The 16,216-nt window shown below is 70.4% G+C and carries 13 protein-coding genes and 1 pseudogene; 4 read left to right on the forward strand and 10 right to left on the reverse strand.

What is annotated here, in order from left to right; all coding sequences use genetic code 11:
• Positions 1-349: 349 nt before the first annotated feature.
• Complete coding sequence (locus A4R44_RS04400) at positions 350-916, reverse strand: OmpA family protein (RefSeq protein WP_067576435.1); 567 nt, start codon at positions 914-916, stop codon at positions 350-352.
• Positions 917-1,312: 396 nt separating this feature from the next.
• Here A4R44_RS04400 and A4R44_RS04405 point away from each other — a divergent pair, with 396 nt between their 5' ends.
• Complete coding sequence (locus tag A4R44_RS04405; protein WP_067576436.1) at positions 1,313-1,945, forward strand: DUF998 domain-containing protein; 633 nt, start codon at positions 1,313-1,315, stop codon at positions 1,943-1,945.
• The gene (locus A4R44_RS04410) at positions 1,942-3,954 is read left to right on the forward strand and encodes a glycosyltransferase (RefSeq protein ID WP_067576437.1); all 2,013 of its coding nucleotides are present in this window, start codon (positions 1,942-1,944) and stop codon (positions 3,952-3,954) included. The genes A4R44_RS04405 and A4R44_RS04410 overlap by 4 nt, the downstream gene beginning before the upstream one ends.
• 73 nt (positions 3,955-4,027) lie before the next feature.
• On the opposite strand, the gene A4R44_RS04415 is transcribed toward A4R44_RS04410, so the two are convergent.
• Positions 4,028-7,312 carry a GH92 family glycosyl hydrolase gene (locus tag A4R44_RS04415; RefSeq protein ID WP_067576438.1) on the reverse strand — a complete coding sequence of 1,095 codons (3,285 nt, stop codon included), beginning with the start codon at positions 7,310-7,312 and terminating at the stop codon, positions 4,028-4,030.
• Between the two features lie 370 nt (positions 7,313-7,682).
• Here A4R44_RS04415 and A4R44_RS04420 point away from each other — a divergent pair, with 370 nt between their 5' ends.
• Positions 7,683-7,964 (forward strand): DUF418 domain-containing protein, encoded by a 282-nt coding sequence (locus A4R44_RS04420; RefSeq protein WP_067576439.1) that lies wholly within the window; start codon positions 7,683-7,685, stop codon positions 7,962-7,964.
• On the opposite strand, the gene A4R44_RS49980 is transcribed toward A4R44_RS04420, so the two are convergent.
• From A4R44_RS49980 to iolC, 6 genes and pseudogenes are all read right to left on the reverse strand, one after another.
• Positions 7,953-8,474: an MFS transporter gene (locus tag A4R44_RS49980; protein WP_369805813.1), complete on the reverse strand. Its 522-nt coding sequence runs from the start codon at positions 8,472-8,474 to the stop codon at positions 7,953-7,955. The genes A4R44_RS04420 and A4R44_RS49980 overlap by 12 nt on opposite strands.
• A 256-nt stretch (positions 8,475-8,730) precedes the next feature.
• Positions 8,731-9,498: pseudogene (locus A4R44_RS52185) on the reverse strand (MFS transporter); the annotation flags it as partial.
• Positions 9,399-11,258, reverse strand: coding sequence for a 3D-(3,5/4)-trihydroxycyclohexane-1,2-dione acylhydrolase (decyclizing) (gene iolD, locus A4R44_RS04430; protein ID WP_067576440.1), 1,860 nt, complete (start codon positions 11,256-11,258; stop codon positions 9,399-9,401). The pseudogene A4R44_RS52185 and the gene iolD, both read right to left, overlap by 100 nt.
• Positions 11,255-12,061, reverse strand: coding sequence for a 5-deoxy-glucuronate isomerase (gene iolB / locus A4R44_RS04435; protein WP_067576441.1), 807 nt, complete (start codon positions 12,059-12,061; stop codon positions 11,255-11,257). The genes iolD and iolB overlap by 4 nt, the downstream gene beginning before the upstream one ends.
• Entirely contained in the window at positions 12,058-12,924 is an 867-nt protein-coding gene (locus tag A4R44_RS04440) for an aldolase (RefSeq protein ID WP_067576442.1), read from the reverse strand. Before A4R44_RS04440 ends, iolB begins: the two co-directional genes overlap by 4 nt.
• Positions 12,921-13,868 (reverse strand): 5-dehydro-2-deoxygluconokinase, encoded by a 948-nt coding sequence (gene iolC, locus A4R44_RS04445; RefSeq protein WP_067576443.1) that lies wholly within the window; start codon positions 13,866-13,868, stop codon positions 12,921-12,923. Before iolC ends, A4R44_RS04440 begins: the two co-directional genes overlap by 4 nt.
• Before the next feature lie 90 nt (positions 13,869-13,958).
• On the opposite strand from iolC, the gene A4R44_RS04450 reads away from it, so the two are divergent.
• Positions 13,959-14,723, forward strand: coding sequence for a GntR family transcriptional regulator (locus tag A4R44_RS04450; RefSeq protein WP_067576444.1), 765 nt, complete (start codon positions 13,959-13,961; stop codon positions 14,721-14,723).
• Positions 14,724-14,732: 9 nt separating this feature from the next.
• Here the strand turns inward: A4R44_RS04450 and A4R44_RS04455 are convergent, their stop codons facing one another.
• Both A4R44_RS04455 and A4R44_RS49990 read right to left on the reverse strand, forming a co-directional pair.
• Positions 14,733-15,545, reverse strand: a complete 813-nt coding sequence (locus A4R44_RS04455) for an enoyl-CoA hydratase/isomerase family protein (RefSeq protein ID WP_067576445.1) — start codon at positions 15,543-15,545, stop codon at positions 14,733-14,735.
• A gap of 256 nt (positions 15,546-15,801) precedes the next feature.
• Positions 15,802-16,023 (reverse strand): hypothetical protein, encoded by a 222-nt coding sequence (locus tag A4R44_RS49990; RefSeq protein ID WP_067576446.1) that lies wholly within the window; start codon positions 16,021-16,023, stop codon positions 15,802-15,804.
• Between the last annotated feature and the right edge of the window lie 193 nt (positions 16,024-16,216).

Below are 16,216 nucleotides of genomic sequence, written 5' to 3' on the forward strand. Positions count from 1 at the left end.
TGCAGAAGTTCGGCGGACGAATCGCCGGGGACGTCGAATCGCTCAGCGAGTGCGCTCACCAGTCCGGCCGCGCCCGGCGACCAGTCCCAGGTGCCAGGGCCACCGCGCGTTGACGTAGCCGCCGATCAGATGCACGACGTCGAGCGTGCCGGGCAGTTCGATCCCCGCGCCAGGACGCGACTTCCCGCGGGTGCGGGTCGCCGAACAAATGCTGTGCCGGACCCGGACTTCGGCGTCCGGTTAGGTACGAGCCGAGCGGCGGATCCAGGCGGCGGCGATCAGTTCGCCGCCGAAGTCCGGACAGCCGCTCGGCCCGATCAGGCAATGCCGGCGGGTTACCGGGAACGAGTCACGAAGCGACGCTGAGCTGCGTGTCCAACGCCTGGTCGCCCTGAGCCTTCTCGCTTCCGCTCGGCTCGGCCTGGATGCGGTCCTTGGCCACGCCGTCGCCTTCGAGCGCGGTCGAGATCGCCTGTGCGCGCTCCTCGGACAGCTTCTTGGCCTTGTCCGCGTCCGGATAGCCGGCGTGGGTTTCGACCTTCAGCTTGACGTCGTTGCCCTGCATGGCTTTCGCGATCGCGGTGAGGCCTTCCTTGGCCTGGCCGGCCAATTCCGCCTTCTCCGGCTCGAACTTGATCGGCGAGGCCTGCGAGGCCTGCTGGATCGCGGCGGTGACCGCCTGCGCGGCCGGGCCGCCGTTCTGCCCGGGGGCTCCGTTCTGGCCGGACGCGCCGTTCTGCCCGGCGTCGCCGGACTGGCCGGCCCCGCTGGGCTGGGCGGCTCCGCTGGACTGGGCGGGGTTCTGCCCGGACGCTCCGGATCCGGACGAGTCGTTCGATCCGCCCGACCCGCACGCGCTGACCAGCGCGACGACGGCTGCGGCCCCGACGACCGCCTTGACGAGTGCCCTCTGCATGAGAATTGCGCTCCTTCGGCTGGGTTCGCCGGGATCTGAACACGGGGCCAAGGCGGCGGCAACCGGGGCGCACCCGGTGAACGCGCCGAGCCACCACGCGGTTTCGCGCCGTCAGCAGGGCGAGGGCGGCGGCTCCCTGCCCCGCCCGCCGGACCTGACATCCACCCGGGTGAGGGACCCGCCAAGTCCATAAAGGACAGTGAGACCGCGGCGCGCCGGGCAGTGTATAACGCCCTATTCAGCTCACGTCAGGGCGGTTTGCCCGGCTGCGCAGACGGCGAACCGGAGGCGCGCGTCCGGTCCGATCCAGGGGGGGCGAAAGGCCCCAGGGGCGCCGCGGATTCCCGGGGTGCATCTCAGGGTGTTCCCCGATGCCGGGCAGTCACGGCCCCCAGCATGCTGATCGATGTGACCCTCATAACGCGGAAGGCCAAGGCGGCGGCGCCCGTGATCGCTGCCGGCGCGCTGGCTTTTTCGCTGGTGCCGATTCTCCTGTTGCACCTGGTGGCGGCGGGCACGATCGACCCGGTCCGCGACGTCATCAGCGACTACGTTTTCCCGCCGGGCGGGGCGGTGCTGCTGGCCGCCGCTTCGCTCGGGCTGGCCGGTGCGTCACTGCTGGTCCGGCACGCACTGCTCAAGCAGGGGCTGCCGAAACGCGGCCCGGAGTCGGTGCTGATCGCGTTGTGGGCGGCCGGATTGGTCATCGCGACGTTCTTCCCGACTGATCCCACCGGCGTGGAGACGTCGCTTTCCGGTGCGGTGCACCGGTATGCCGGCGCGGCGATGTTCGTGTGCCTGCCGCTGGCGGGCTGGTTGCTGGCACGCCGCCAACCGGAAGCGAAGGCGGTGCGCTGGCTTTCGCTGGCGTCCGGTGCCGCTTCGCTCGCCTTTCTGCTGGCACACGCGCCGTTGCTGGAGCAGTCCGTGCCCGAGTTCCTGGGGTTGTTCGAACGCGTGCTGTACGCCCTGCTCTACGCACAGCTTTTCGCGGTCGCCGCGATGGCCCGGGCCGAGGCGGACTCATGACGATCCTCGCCATCGCGCTTGCCGTGCTCGGCGCGGTTTTCTTTTCCGCCGGCGCGCTTCTGCAGCACGGCGTCGTTACCGCGTCGCCCGGCCGCCCGCGGATCGGGGAGCTGATCCGGGCACGGCGCTGGCTCGGCGGGCTGGTCCTGCTCGGTTCGGGGGCGGGCGTGCACGCGGTCGCGCTGGGGATGGCTCCGCTGACCGTCGTGCAACCGGTCGGGGTCATCGCCGTGGCGATCACCGCGATTCTCGGCAGGCGGCGGGATCTGCCCGCGGTCGCGGTCACCATGCTCGGCGTCGGGACGTTCGTGACCGTCGCCGCCGGCAGCACCACGAGCACCGAGGTCAGTGCCGACGCGCAAACGCGGGCGGCGTTGCTGGTGCTGGGGGCCGTGGCGCTGCTGACGCTGATCGGCGCGCTCGCTTCGCGTCCGTCGATCCGCGGATTGTGTTTCGGCGCGGCCGGTGGCGCTGCCTACGGCTTCGTTTCGGTGTTGATGCGAGCGGTTTCCCTCGAAATACGCGAGGGGAGCGTCGGCTTCAGCACCGCGGTGTCCGTCGCCGCGATGGTGACGGCGCTGCTGGCCGGCGGCTGGCTCGTGCAGTTGTCCTACCGATGCGGTCCGCCGCACCTCGCTGTCGCGTGCCTGACGGTCGTGGATCCGCTGGTCGCAGTGGGTCTCGGCGCCGGGGTGCTCGGCGAAGCCACGCACCTCGACGCCGCGGCGACCGCGGTCGCGCTGACCGCGGCGGTGCTGGCGGTCGGCGGCGTCGCCGTGCTGAGCCGCAGCAGTTCTTCTTCTGTCCATTCCACCAGATCGGAGCACCCAGTGAACGACGACCGGCCTTTGCGCATCGTGGTCGCCGCCGAGACCTATCCGCCGGACGTCAACGGCGCGGCGCAGTTCGCGTACCGGCTGTCCACCGGTCTCGCCGGCCGCGGCCACGAGGTTCACGTGATCAGCGTCGACCCGGACGGCCCGGCGCGCACCGAACGAGACGGCGACGTCGTGGTGCACCGCGTCCGGTCGCATCGCACCCCGTTCCACCGCACCTTCCGGATCGGCCTGCCCTGGGAGGTGAGCAAGGACGTCGCTGCGCTGCTGGAGGAGTTGCGGCCCGACCTGGTGCACGTCCAGGCGCATTTCGTGGTCGGAAGGTACGTGCTGAAGCACGCCGCGGCGATGGGCGTCCCCGGGGTGGCGACGAACCACTTCATGCCGGAGAATCTGTTCGGCCACGTGCGAGTGCCGGCGTGGCTGCGCGGCGCGGCCGCACGGTGGGCCTGGCGCGACCTGACGCGCGTGTTCTCGACGGCCCGCGTGGTTACCGCGCCGACGCCGCGTGCGGTGGACCTGTTGCACGACAACGGTTTCCCGGAACGGGTGGTGCCGGTGTCCTGCGGCATCGACATCGACCGCTACCGGCTGCGCGCGGTTCCGCGGACGTCCGACGACCCGACGGTGTTGTTCGTCGGACGGCTTGACGAAGAGAAGCGCGTCGACGAACTGGTGCGCGCGGTCGCGCTCGTGCCTCGCCTGCGTGCGGAGATCATCGGCGACGGTTCCTGCCGCGCAGGCTGGGAAAAACTGGCAGGCGAGCTGGGGATCGCCGACCGGGTGCGGTTCCGCGGATTCGTGTCCGAAGAGGACCTGCTGGACGCCTATGCGGCCGCGGATCTGTTCTGCATGCCGGGCATCGCCGAACTGCAGAGCCTCGCGACGATGGAGGCGATGGCGGCGGGGAAGCCGGTGGTGCTCGCGGACGCGATGGCGCTGCCGCACCTGTGCCGTCCGGGATACAACGGCTGGCTGTTCGCGCCGGGCAACGTGGGGGAGCTGGCCGAGCGGCTGCACGCGGTGGTCGCCGATCCGGCGACGCTGGCGCGGATGGGGGCGGCGAGCGGCAAGATGATCGCCGGGCACGCACTGGAGTCCACTGTGGATTCGTTCGAGGCCTGCTACGCCGAGGCGATGGGCCGGGTCGCCGCGGTGCCCGCGGCCGCCTGAGACTTCTGGGGGAACGGGGGGGATGGCCGGGTTCGCCGGACGAAGGGGAGGGATCCGGCGAACCCGGCCGGGCTCAGGCCAGGGTGAGAGCGTAGAGCTGGACGCGCGGGTCGTTCGGCAGGCTCACCGACTGGACAGTCTTGGCACTGTCCACTGCGGAGGCGATGCCGAACAGCCGCACCGGCGGACCGTCGACCCCGCTGCCCGCCTTGATCCGGTGCGGCAGTTCGAGCACGACGGTCGTGCCGGACGGGGTCGAACCGGCCCAGTCGCCGAACGTCACCGGGAGATCCGCGCTGGATCCGTCGCTGTAGTGCACGGTCAGCGAAGTGGACACCGGGCCGTTGTGCGAAGAGCCGATCAGCTGCACCGCCTGGTGCTTTCCGGCGGGCAGCAGCAGTGATTGCCCGCGTGCTTCCACGAAGTTCGCCGCGGTGCCAGCGGGATCGGGTGCCGCGTAGGAAACTCCATTGTGGACGAAGATTCCGGCTTGCGGCATCAGGTCAGCGTCGTAACTCCAGCCGCTGCCGTCGAAGTCGCCCTCCGTCGAGGCTGCGACAGTCGCGGTCCCGTCGTGATTGCGGTCGTGGCCGAGGTCGACCGCGCACTGGGTTCCGGATGTCGTCGCGCATACCGCCGGTTCCCGTACCTCGACGCTCGCGGTGCGGACGACGGTATTGGCTCCTGGCCCGGATGCCTTGAGCTGCACCGAATACGTGCCGGCTGGCGTGTTCGCCGGAACGGTCACCGTGACCGGAGCGGTCTTCTGCGCCGGCAGCCGGAAGGACCACAACAGCTGCAGCTGGTCGGTCCGCACCCGCCAGCCCGAAGGTGCCGACGAGGTCACGAAGACCGGCTGTGCTCCGGGATTCTGGCCGAGCACGTCCAGGTTCAAGTGGACAGTCTGCGCTGAAGATTGCTGCGGCAGCACTACGGAACTCGGCCGCAGCGTGGCGTCCACGTGCCGACGCAGGTCGCCGGCGGCCTTGTTCACCGACGGCGGTTCCGTGCCCGGCTGCGTGCCCCAGCGGGACGGCGTCGCGCCGACCTGATAGGCGAGCTGACCGCCGTGCTCGACCGCGGCCCAGTCGAGCCAGGTCTGCCGGACGTCCCGGCCGTTGAGCGAAAAGCTTTGCACGTAACGGTTCGTATCACTCGCGCCCGGCGCGGTGACGGTGAGCGTGCCGCCTTGCCTGCCCTCGTACTGTCCGATCCGGACGGTCGCCGATTCGAACTGCGGACTGGACACCGCGAGGAAGTTCGCGCCGCTCATCGTCGGGTAGAGACCGAGCGAGGAGAAGACGTACCACGCGGACATCGTGCCGAGGTCGTCGTTGCCGGTCATGCCGTCCGGGCCGGTGGTGAACAGCGTCATCGCCGCGCGGACGACGGTCGCGGTCTTCGCCGGCGCGCCGACCCAGTTGTACAGGTACGGGGAAAGCAGGTCGGGTTCGTTGTTGGGGTTGTAGGTGGCCTTGGCGTAGTAGTCGTAGGGGCTGGCGATCCAGTCCTTGCGCGCGGTGCCCGCCGGGTCCTTGAGCAGATTGCCGTAGGCGAAGAAGGAGTCGAGCCGCTTTTCGGTCGCCTGCTTGCCGCCCATCAGCTCGGCCAGCCCGGCCGGATCCTGCGGGACCAGCCATTGGTACTGGTAGGCGCCGCCTTCGTGGAACTGGTGATCGGCGTCGACCGGGTTGTACGGCGTGAGCCAGGTGCCGTCGGTGGTGCGCGGCCGGAACTGCTTGTCGGCGGCGTTCCAGACATTGCGGTACCACTGGCCGCGGTCGGCGAACATGCGCGCGTCGGCCTGGTGGCCCAGACCCTTGGCCATCAACGCGAGCGCGGCGTCGGCGGCGGAGTACTCCATCGTCGCCGACGCCGGATGCTCGCAGTCGTTGTCGCCGCCTTTGGCCGCGCAGTCCTTGCCGAGCGTGAGGCCGCTCGGGAGGTAGCCGCGGGCGTTGTAGTAATCGACCCCGGAGCGTCCGTTGTACGGCGAATCGGCGGGTGGCGTGCTGGTCGCGTTCTTCTTGAGCAGCGCGTACGCCTCGTCCTCGTGCCCGGCCAGCAAACCCTTCGACCAGGCTTCGACGAGGAACGGTGTTACCGGGTCGCCGGTCATGATGTTGGTCTCGCTGCCCGCCAGCGCCCATCTCGGCAGCCAGCCGCCGTCGCGGCCGATCGCCAGCACGGACAGCGCGACGTCGCGGGCCACTTGCGGTTCCAGCATTTCGAGCAGCTGGTTCTGCGGGCGATAGGTGTCCCAGAGGGAGAAGTTCTGGTACGGCGGGTAGCCGGTGGCGCGGTGGACCTTGCCGTCGAAACCGGCGTAGTCGCCGCTGAGGTCGCCGGCCAGGTTCGGGTGCAGCTGCGCGTGATAGAGCGAGGTGTAGAAGGCGGTCTGCCGTTCGGTGCTGCCGCCGCTGATCTTGATCGCGCCGAGCCGGTCCGCCCACTGCTTGCGCAACGCGGTGCGGGTGGCGTCGAAGTCGTAGCTGTCGCGGGTTTCTTTCGCGAGGTTGTCCCGCGCGCCGGCGAGACCGGTGTAGGAGAGCCCCACTTTCAGGACGACGTCGTGGTCAGTGGCAGCGTCGAAACTGACCCACGCGCCGTTGCCGCCAGTGCCCGCGGCGTCGCGGCTGCCCACGGTGCGGGTGGTGCCGCGCCAGGTGCCGTAGGAGGCGAACGGGCGGTCGAAAGCGGCGGTGAAGTAGACGGTGTGCTCGTCGTGCCCGGCGCAGAAGCCGCCCGCGCGCACGCGACCCTCGATGACCCGGTCGCCGACGACGTGGATCTCGGAATCCTTGACCGGCTGGTTCGCCTGGCCGGTGTTGAACAGCACGTTGGCCTGGCCGGTCGACGGGAAGGTGTAGCGCTGCCAGCCGGTGCGCGGGGTGGCGGTCAGCTCGGCGTTGACGCCGTACTTCTTCAGCCCGACGCGGTAGTAGCCGGGTTCGGCCTTTTCGTCGTCGTGGCTGTACTCGGATTTGTAGGCGTTCTTGTCGACGGAGCCGACGGCTCCCGTGGTCGGCATGACCGGGAGTTCGCCCATCACACCGCAGCCGACGCCGGAGAGGTGGGTTTGGCTGAAGCCGTAGATCGAGTTCTGCTGGTAGTCGTAGCCGCCCTGGCCGCCGGTGTCGGGGCTGACCTGGACCATGCCGAAGGGCGCGCTGGCTCCGGGGAAGGTGTTGCCGAAGTTCTGCGTGCCGACGAACGGGTTGACCAGCGACACCGGATCCGCGGCAGCCGCCGTGCTCGCGGTGGCCGCGCCGGTCGTGCCGGTCGTGCCGGACACCAGCCCGGCGACCGCGAAGCCCGCCGCCGCGACCGCGGCCACCCGTCTCTTCTGCGACCACATGGACGCGCTACCTCCAGGGCTGACAACGTTGTCATCATGCGAGCCGGTGCGGAGCCGACCGGCTGGTGAGCAGCTTGTCATCCCGGCGGGGGTTTGAGAAGCCCGACAACCGGACAGCTTCCGCCCCCGCCGCTGTCAGTGAGGGGAACCCGGACGGAATCAGATTCCCCGAGGGTGGCCCGCACGACCGTTCACCGGGGCCGCGTGGGAGATCGGTCAGGCACGGATTGAGCCGGGCAGCCGGAGCATTGCCCGCGCCCCGCCGTCGGGGAGGTTTCCGAATTCCAGCTCCGCTCCCAGCACCCGCGCCTGCGCGACGGCGATCGTCAGCCCCAGCCCGTGCCCGCCGCCCCGCGCGATCGGCGTCGCGATGGTGCTGCTCGGCGGACTGCTGATCGCCTTGGACCGCCCTTCCGGCCGCCGCGCGCTGTGGTCGCTCGCCGCGGCCGGCGGGATGGCTTTCACCTGGTACGCGGCGCATTTCGCGGCCTTGAAGCTGATACCGAAGCCGTACTCCCTCGTGTTCCTGGCGATCGTGGTCGCGGTGCTGCTGGCCGCCTCGGCGGCGTGGCGGCACTGGCGGCGGCCCGGTCCGCTGGAATGGCTGGTGCACCGGGCGACGCTGCTCGTGCCCCCCGGGTCAGCGAGGTAGGGCCGCAAGGTCCCGCGGCCGGGTGGCCAGCAGGGTGCACCCGACCGCCGCGGCGTAACCGAGGGCGACCACGGTCATCGGGACGCTCAGCGACATCGCCGAGCCCGCGGTGAGCAGCGTGCCCAGCACCGCGGTGCCGAGAGCGCCACCGGTCTGCCGGGCGGTGTTCAACACCCCGCTGGCCAGTCCGGTGTGCTCCTCGGGAGGCGTCGACATCGCGACCGAGGTCATCGCGGGCATCGCGATCGAGCAACAGCACAGCACCACGCCGCCGGCCAGCACCAGCGGCAGGGAATCGGCCGCGACCAGCAGGATCGCGCCGAGCCCGGCGAGGCTGAACCCGGTCAGCATCGGGACGCGGGCGCCGAAACGGGCGGTGAGCCGTCCGCTGGCGGTGGCTCCGAGGCCGACCGTGACGGTGAGCGGGAGCGTCAGCATGCCGGTCGCGAACGCGGACTGGTGCAGCGGGCCCTGGAGGTACAGCGACAGGCAGAGCAGGGTGCCGTACAAGCAGAAATTGAAGAGCAGCCCGGCGGTGCTCGCCGCGGAGAACGGACGGGACGAGAAGATCGCCAGCGGCAGCATCGGGTCGCGCCGCCGCCGCTCGGCCAGGACGAACGCGAGGCCGGTCAGCGATCCGGCGGCGATCAGCGGAAGTGCCCAGCCGGAGCGGCCGACCTGGATCAGCCCGCCGGCGAGCGCGGAGAGGGCGACGGTGCCGAGGACGAGCCCGTACGGATCGAGGCGACGCTCCCTCGGCGGGGACTCGACGACGTACTGGCAGGNGGCAGGTCAGCGCGATGGCGAGGGCGGCGAACGGAACATTGACCCAGAAGATCGCCCGCCAGTCGACCAGCGCGATGAGCACGCCGCCCGCCACCGGTCCGGTCGCGAGCCCGATGGCCGCGATGCCGCCCCACAGGCCGAGCGCGTGCGCCCGGGCCCGCGGTTCCGGGAACTGGCGGACGATCAGCGCGAGCGAACACGGCAGCAGCGCGGCCGCGCCGACGCCCTGCAGCGTCCGCGCGACGACCAGCACCGGAAGGGTCGGAGCGAGCGAACACAGCGCGGAGCCGACACCGAACACGACGGTCCCCAGCACGCAGACTCGTCGCGCGCCGTAACGGTCGCCGAGCGAGCCCGCGGTGAGCATGCCCGCGGCCAGTGCGACGGTGTAGCTGGCGATCACCCATTGTTCACCGCCCAGCCCGCCGCCGAGGTCGCGCCGGATCGCTTCGACGGCGACGTTCACCACGGTCGCGTCGAGCTGGACGATGAAGAAGGGGAGGCAGAGCGCGAGCAGCGCGAGCCGTTGCCTGCGTGCGGAGGTCGGTGCGGTCACGGGACAATCGTGGCGCGGGAACGCTTCGGTGCGGACCGAAGCTTCCGCGGCGGGACCGGTGCGAACGTACGTGAGGGGAACCCCATCGTGGGTCAAAGGTAACGCCGCTGGTTCCGCTTCTCCGCGACATACGTCTCGTAAGCCGCCCGAGTGGAGTCCACATCGGACACCTCGCTCACCGGCACCTCCCACCAGGCCGACCCCGGCGGATCGGGCGCGAGCGGATCCGTCGCCACGTGCACGACCGTCGTCACCGGATTCGCCTTCGCCTGCTTCACCGCCGCCCGGAATTCGTCCACAGTAGACGCCCGCAGGACGGTCGCGCCGAGGCTGGCCGCGTTGGCCGCGAGGTCGACCGGCAGCACGTCGCCCTCCAGCAGGCCGTTCTCGGCGCGATAGCGGTAGGACGTGCCGAACCGTTGCGAGCCCAGCGATTCCGACAGCGACCCGATCGAAGCGAATCCGTGATTCTGCACCAGCACGATGATCACCTTGAGCCGTTCGGCGATCATCGTGACGATTTCCTGCGCCATCATCAGGTACGAACCGTCGCCGACCAGCACGACCGCCTCGCGGTCCGGCGCGGCCAGCTTCACCCCGACGCCCGCGGCGATCTCGTATCCCATGCACGAGTACGCGTACTCCACCTGGTACGCCTTGGGATCCCGTGCCCGCCACAGCATTTGCAAGTCGCCGGGCATGGAACCGGCGGCGTTGATCACGACGTCGCGGTCGTCCAGCGAACGGTTCAGCGCACCGAGGATCTCGGTCTGCGCGGGCAGGGGAGCGTGCCCGAGGCCGAAACAGGCGTCGGCGGCGCGGTTCCATTCGTCGGCGAGCCGCCGGGTCCGCGCGCGGTAAGCGCCGGAGACCTGCCAGCCGGACAGCGCGGCCGACAAGGCTTCCAAACCGCGTCGGGCGTCGGCGACCACCATCTCGGCGGAGTGCTTCGCGGCGTCGAACCGGGCGACGTTGAGGTTCACGAACCGCACGTCCGGGTTGCCGAAGACGGTGTGCGAAGCGGTGGTGAAATCGCTGTACCGCGTACCAATGCCCAGCACCACATCGGCATCCGCGGCCAGCGCGTTCGCGGCGGAAGCACCGGTGGAGCCGAGCCCGCCGACCGCGCACGGGTGGTCCCACGGCACCGCTCCCTTGCCCGCGTGCGTGTCGGCGACGGGAATCCCGGTCGCGGCGGCGAAAGCGCGGAGTTGCTCCCAAGCCTCGGAGTAGACGACGCCACCGCCCGAGACGATCAGTGGTGCTTTCGCGGCGCGCAGCAGGTCCACCGCGCGGCCGAGCGCTTCCGGAGCGGGCATCGCGCGGTCGATGTGCCAGACGCGGCGGCGGAAGAAGTCCTCGGGCCAGTCGTAGGCTTCGGCCTGGACGTCTTGCGGCAGGGCGAGCGTGACGGCACCGGTCTCGACCGAGTCGGTCAGCACGCGCATCGCGGCGAGCGCGGCGGGGATGAGCTGTTCGGGCCGGGTGATCCGGTCGAAGTACTTCGACACCGGACGGAACGCGTCGTTCACCGAGACGTCGCCGTAGCGCGGGTCTTCCAGTTGCTGGAGCACCGGATCCGGGCCGCGGCCGGCGAAAACGTCACTCGGCAAGAGCAGCACGGGCAGCCGGTTCGTGGTCGCCAGCGCGGCTCCGGTGATCATGTTCGTCGACCCGGGGCCGGTGGACGCGGTGCAGGCGAACGTCTGGAGCCGGTTGCGCATTTTCGCGAACGCGGTCGCGGAGTGGACCTGGCCTTGTTCGTTGCGGGCGAGGTAGTAGGGGAAAGTCCCGCTGTGCGCGGCTTGCAGCAGCGCCTGGCCGAGTCCGGCGACGTTGCCGTGTCCGAAAATCCCGAAACAGCCGGGAATCAGCCGGTGTTCGACGCCGTCGCGTTCGGAGTACTGGCTGGCCAGAAATCGCACCAGGGCTTGCGCGGTGGTCAGCCTCATCGCGGGCCTCCGAACGGCAGCCGCGGATCGACGTCGTGCGATTCCCAGCTCTGGCGCACCCAGGCGTGCGCGGGGTCGTCGCAGATCAGCCACGCCCGCTCGGGGCCGGGACCGGCCATCACGTTGAGGTAGTACAGGTCGTAGCCGGGCGCGGCCATCGACGGGCCGTGCCAGCCGTGCGGGATCAGCACGACGTCGCCGCTGCGGACCTCTTCCAGGACGTCGATCGGGCGCTCCGGAGTGCCGTAGACGCGCTGGTAGCCCATCCCGCCGCCGGCGACCTCGAAGTAGTAGATCTCTTCGAGTTCGCTTTCGCCCTCGCGCGCCTCGTCGTGCTTGTGCGGCGGATAGGACGACCAGTTCCCGCCCGGGGTGAGGACTTCGCAGACGAGCAGCTGGTCGGCGTCGAAGGTGTGCGGCAGGCAGTAGTTGTTGACCTGGCGGCTGCAGTTTCCGGCACCGCGCAGTTCGGTCGGCACACCGCCGGCGGGCCCGTAGCGGGCGGGCAGCCGCTTCGAGGTCTTCGCCGAGGGCAGGGCGAACCTGCCTCGGCCGGTCACGACCGCTTCGGCATCCCTTGGCAGGTAAGCGAAATCGGTGACCGCGTCGAAGACGCCGGTACGCCCGGCCAGCTCGAACGTTTCACCGTCGACCGACACCGAGCAGCTGCCGGACAGCGGAAGCACGAGCGTTTCCGCGTCTCCGGTGGAGACGGTCTCGGCGCCGTCGAGTTCCAGCACGCGCAGGCCGGAGTAGCCCCATCCCGCCGATTCGGGAGTGATTTCGAGACTGAACTGGTTCACCGCAACCCCACCGCCGTATCGACCGCTTTGGCCACGTCGCCGTCGTGCGGATAGAGCAGCGACCGCCCGACCACCAAACCCTGCACCGTCGGCAACGCCAGCGCCTCCTGCCAGGACGCGAACGCCGCGTCCGGGTCGGTCACCTCGCCGCCGAGCAGCACCGCGGGCAGCGTCGAGGCGGCCAGCACCCGCTCCATGTCAGGGACCACCGGCAGCTTCAGCCAGGTGTAGGCCGAAGACCGGCCGAGGCCGGAGGCGATCGTGATGGACCGGATCACTGCCTCGGGGGAGAGGTCGTTCTTGATCTTCCCGTCGATCCATCCGGACAGGAACGGCTCGACCATCGCGAGCAGTTTCCGGTCGGCGAGCGAGTCGATGGCCTTCGCGGTGTTCTCCAGCACGCTCGGTGTCGCCGGATCGGCCAGGCAGATCCGGGTGAGCATCTTTCCGCCGTCGAACCGCATGCGCGCGATGGTTTCCGCGTCGTAGCAGGCGAACCGGTCGTCGATCTCGAAGCTCGACCCGGCCAGTCCGGTGCGGTTCATCGACCCGAGCACCGTCTTGCCGTCCAGCACGCCGAGCAGCAGCAGATCGTCGATCACGTCCGGGGTCGCGAGCACGCCGGTGACGCCCGGGCGTTCGAGCGCGAGGCACAGCCGCTCCAGCAGTTCGCCGCGGCCGGCCATCGCCAGCGGATCCGCGCCGACGGCGGTCGCGCCCCGGGCGGGGTGGTCGGCGGCGATGATCATCGCCGCGCCTTTGTCGTTGAACGGCGATTTCGCCCGTATCCGCGTGGCGGCGGCTTCGGCGATCGCGCCCGGGTCGTGCACTCGTTTGGCGACGATCCGCTCGACGGTGTTCATTTCGTGCCTCCGAGCCTGCGCAGTACCTGGTCTTCCGTCGGCATCGCGTCCGAACAGGCGAGTTCGCCGGCGACGTGCGCGCCCGCCGCGTTCGCGAACCGCATGATCCGCTCGGTGCCCCAGCCCGCCAGCAGTCCGTGCACCAGCGCGCCGCCGAACGCGTCACCCGCGCCGAGACCGTTGACCACCTCCACCGGCACCGGCGGCACCTCGACCTCGCCGGTGTCGTCCGCCGCGAGCACGCCCTTCGGCCCCTGCTTCACCACCGCGAGCGAGATACCCTTGTCCCGCAACGCTTTCGCCGCTTCCCGAGGCTCGCGCAACGCCACCGCGGTCTCGCATTCGTCGAGGTTGCCGACCGCGACCGTCGCGTGGTCCAGTGCCTTGCCGACCCATTCGCGCGCCTGCTCGCGGGACTCCCAGAACATCGGCCGGTAGTCGAGGTCGAGCACGGTGATTCCCTTGCGGCCGCGGGCCTCCAGCGCGGCGAGCGTGGCCGAACGGCTAGGTTCCTGCGACAGCCCGGTCACCGTCGCCCAGAAGACTTTCGCGGAGCGGATCGCGGCCAGGTCGAGTTCGCCGGGGGAGAGGTCGAGGTCGGGGGCTTTCGGGAAACGGTAGAAGTAGAGCGGGAAATCGTCCGGCGGGAAGACCTCGCAGAACGTCACCGGCGTCGGCAGGTGCGGCGAGGTCCCGACGAACCGGTCGGCCACGCCGTATCCGGCGAGCGCGCGGCGCAGGAATCGGCCGAACGGGTCGTCGCCGGTCTTGGTGATCACCGCGCAGGCGCGGCCGTACCGGGCGGCGGCGACGGCGACGTTGGTCGCGCTGCCGCCGAGATATTTGCCGAACGAGGTGACGTCTTCCAGGCCGACGCCGGTCTGCAGCGGATAGAGGTCCACCCCGATCCGGCCCATCGTGACGAGGTCGAACCCCGTGGTCATCGCGTCCTCCTCGCAGGCTGTGCTCCGACCGTGCCCCGTGCCCGATGACTTTGTCAAGACATACGGACATGCACGAGGTAGGCTGCGGCGATGAGCACCAGCCCGGCCTGGGACCCGGTCCGCGGGATCGCGGTGGACCCGGCGAGCCCCGAGCCGCTGTACTTCCAGGTCGCGCGCCAGCTGCGGGCCGCGATCGACGACGGCCGCCTCCCCGCGGGCTCGCGGCTGGCGAACGAACTCGACCTCGCGGCAGGGCTGCGGCTGTCGCGGCCGACCGTGCGGCAGGCGATCCAGTCGCTGGTCAACCAGGGTCTGCTGGTGCGCAAACGCGGTGTCGGCACCCAGGTCGTGCGCACGAAGGTCGCCCGTCCGCTGCGGCTGAGCAGCCTGTTCGACGACCTCGCCGGGCTGGGCGAGAAGCCTTCGTCGGAGGTGCTCGTCAACCGCGTGGAACCGGCGGACGCCGACCTCGCCGCGCTGCTGGAGGCTCCCGAGCTGCGGCGGGTCCGCCGGCTGAAGCGGATCCGCCGCACGGGAGGAGAGCCGTTGGCGATCATGAACAACTGCCTCCCGGACGGCGTCCTCGACGTCGATGACGGCGAACTGCGCTCCCGAGGGCTCTACCAGCTGCTGCGGCAAACGGGGGTCCGGCTGCATTCGGCGCAGCAGAGCATCGGCGCGCGGCTGGCGACCGAGGAGGACGCGGAGCTGCTGGGCGAAAGGCCTGGTGCGGCGTTGTTGACCATGCAGCGCACCACGTACGACGAAACTGGCCGGGTAGTCGAGTATGGCTGGCACGTTTACCGGGCCTCGCGGTATTCCTTCAATCTCCCGCTGACGCACGGTCCGCAGTAGACAGTCTGCTTAGGACTCGTGGACCCGGGTGAAGTCCGGCTTGCGGCGTTCTCGGTGCGAGGCGAGGCCTTCGCGGACCTCGGGACCGGCGAAGCCGTAGAACTCCAGCGCCAGCGAGGAATCGAAGATCGCGCCCGCGAGCTGGCGGTACCAGAGGTTGAGGCTCTGTTTGGTCCACCGGATCGCGTTCGGCGCGCCGTTGGCCAGCTCGTGCGCGATCTCCCGCGCGGTCGGCAGCAGCCCGGCCTCCTCCTCGACGCACAGCGACACCAGCCCGATCCGTTCCGCCTCGGCGCCGGTCATCGGACGGCAGGTCATCAGGTAGTACTTGGCCTTCGCCATCCCGCACAGCAGCGGCCAGCACACCGCCGCGTGGTCGCCCGCCGCGACGCCGAGGCGGGTGTGGCCGTCGATGATCTTGGCGTTGGCGGCGGCAACCGAGATGTCCGACAGCAGCCCGGCGACCAGGCCTGCTCCGACGGCCGGGCCGTGGATCGCGGAGACGGTCGGCTTGGAGCAGTCGATGACGTTGTAGACCAGGTCGCGGGCCTCGCGCATGGTGCGGGAGCGGGCCTCGAAGTCGGTGGCCAGCTTCTCGACCAGGTCGAAGGACCCGCCCGCGGAGAATCCCTTGCCCTCGCCGCGGAGCAGGACGACCTTGACCGCCGGGTCGCGGTCGAACTCGCGCCAGATGTCGGCGAGTTCGCCGTGCGCGGCTTCGCTGACCGCGTTGAGGTGCGGAGCGTCCAGGACGAGTTCGATCACGCCGTCCTCGTCCGGCCCGTCGACCCGCAGGTTATCGAACTGCGCGTAGCGGCTCATTCAGCTTCCCTCCGTCGTCCGGACCACCTGCGCCACAATGCCATCGGTTCGGACACCGCCGCCAGATCACGCGCCTTCTTCGGCCAGCTCGACGGCGAGGCTGGTGCTCGGACCGGACGGGCCGAGCAGGCCAGGCGCGACTGAACGGGTGCCGGGGCTGGCCCGCAGTCGCGCGGGCCGTCCGCAGAACAGCGGCGGCTGATCGAGCGCACCCGCGAGGCAGGGGAGTCGAGGCGCAGCACCTCGGTGAGCGCCATCAGCGGCCGTGCACGACCAGGCCGGGATAGCCTTCGACCCGGGTCGCGTACGGCCAGTGGCAGTGGATGCGGTGCGCGTTCGCGGTAACCGCGTCAGCAGCGTCGGATCGGTGCCGAACTCCCAGGTCGGTCCGGCGGAACGGCGACCCCGCCGGTTCCAGCGCGGCGGCGGTTTCCGGGAATGCGGGCGCGGAGGACGGCCCGGCCCCGCGGTGGAGCATGTCCTGGCGTTCCGTCCATTCCGGACAGTTCCGTGCGCACCCGGACAGTCACCAATTTCCCGGACCGGCCGGACTTCTCGGCGGCCAAGTCCACAATGGAGCGCCGGTGCCCCGTCTCGCCGACCTTCGGCGCGCGGTGGACCACGACCTCGCTGTCGGCGAACATCCGCCGCGGCAAGTCCACCGGCGGCAG

Source organism: Amycolatopsis sp. M39 (assembly GCF_001651785.1).
GTDB classification, from domain to species: domain Bacteria; phylum Actinomycetota; class Actinomycetes; order Mycobacteriales; family Pseudonocardiaceae; genus Amycolatopsis; species Amycolatopsis rubida.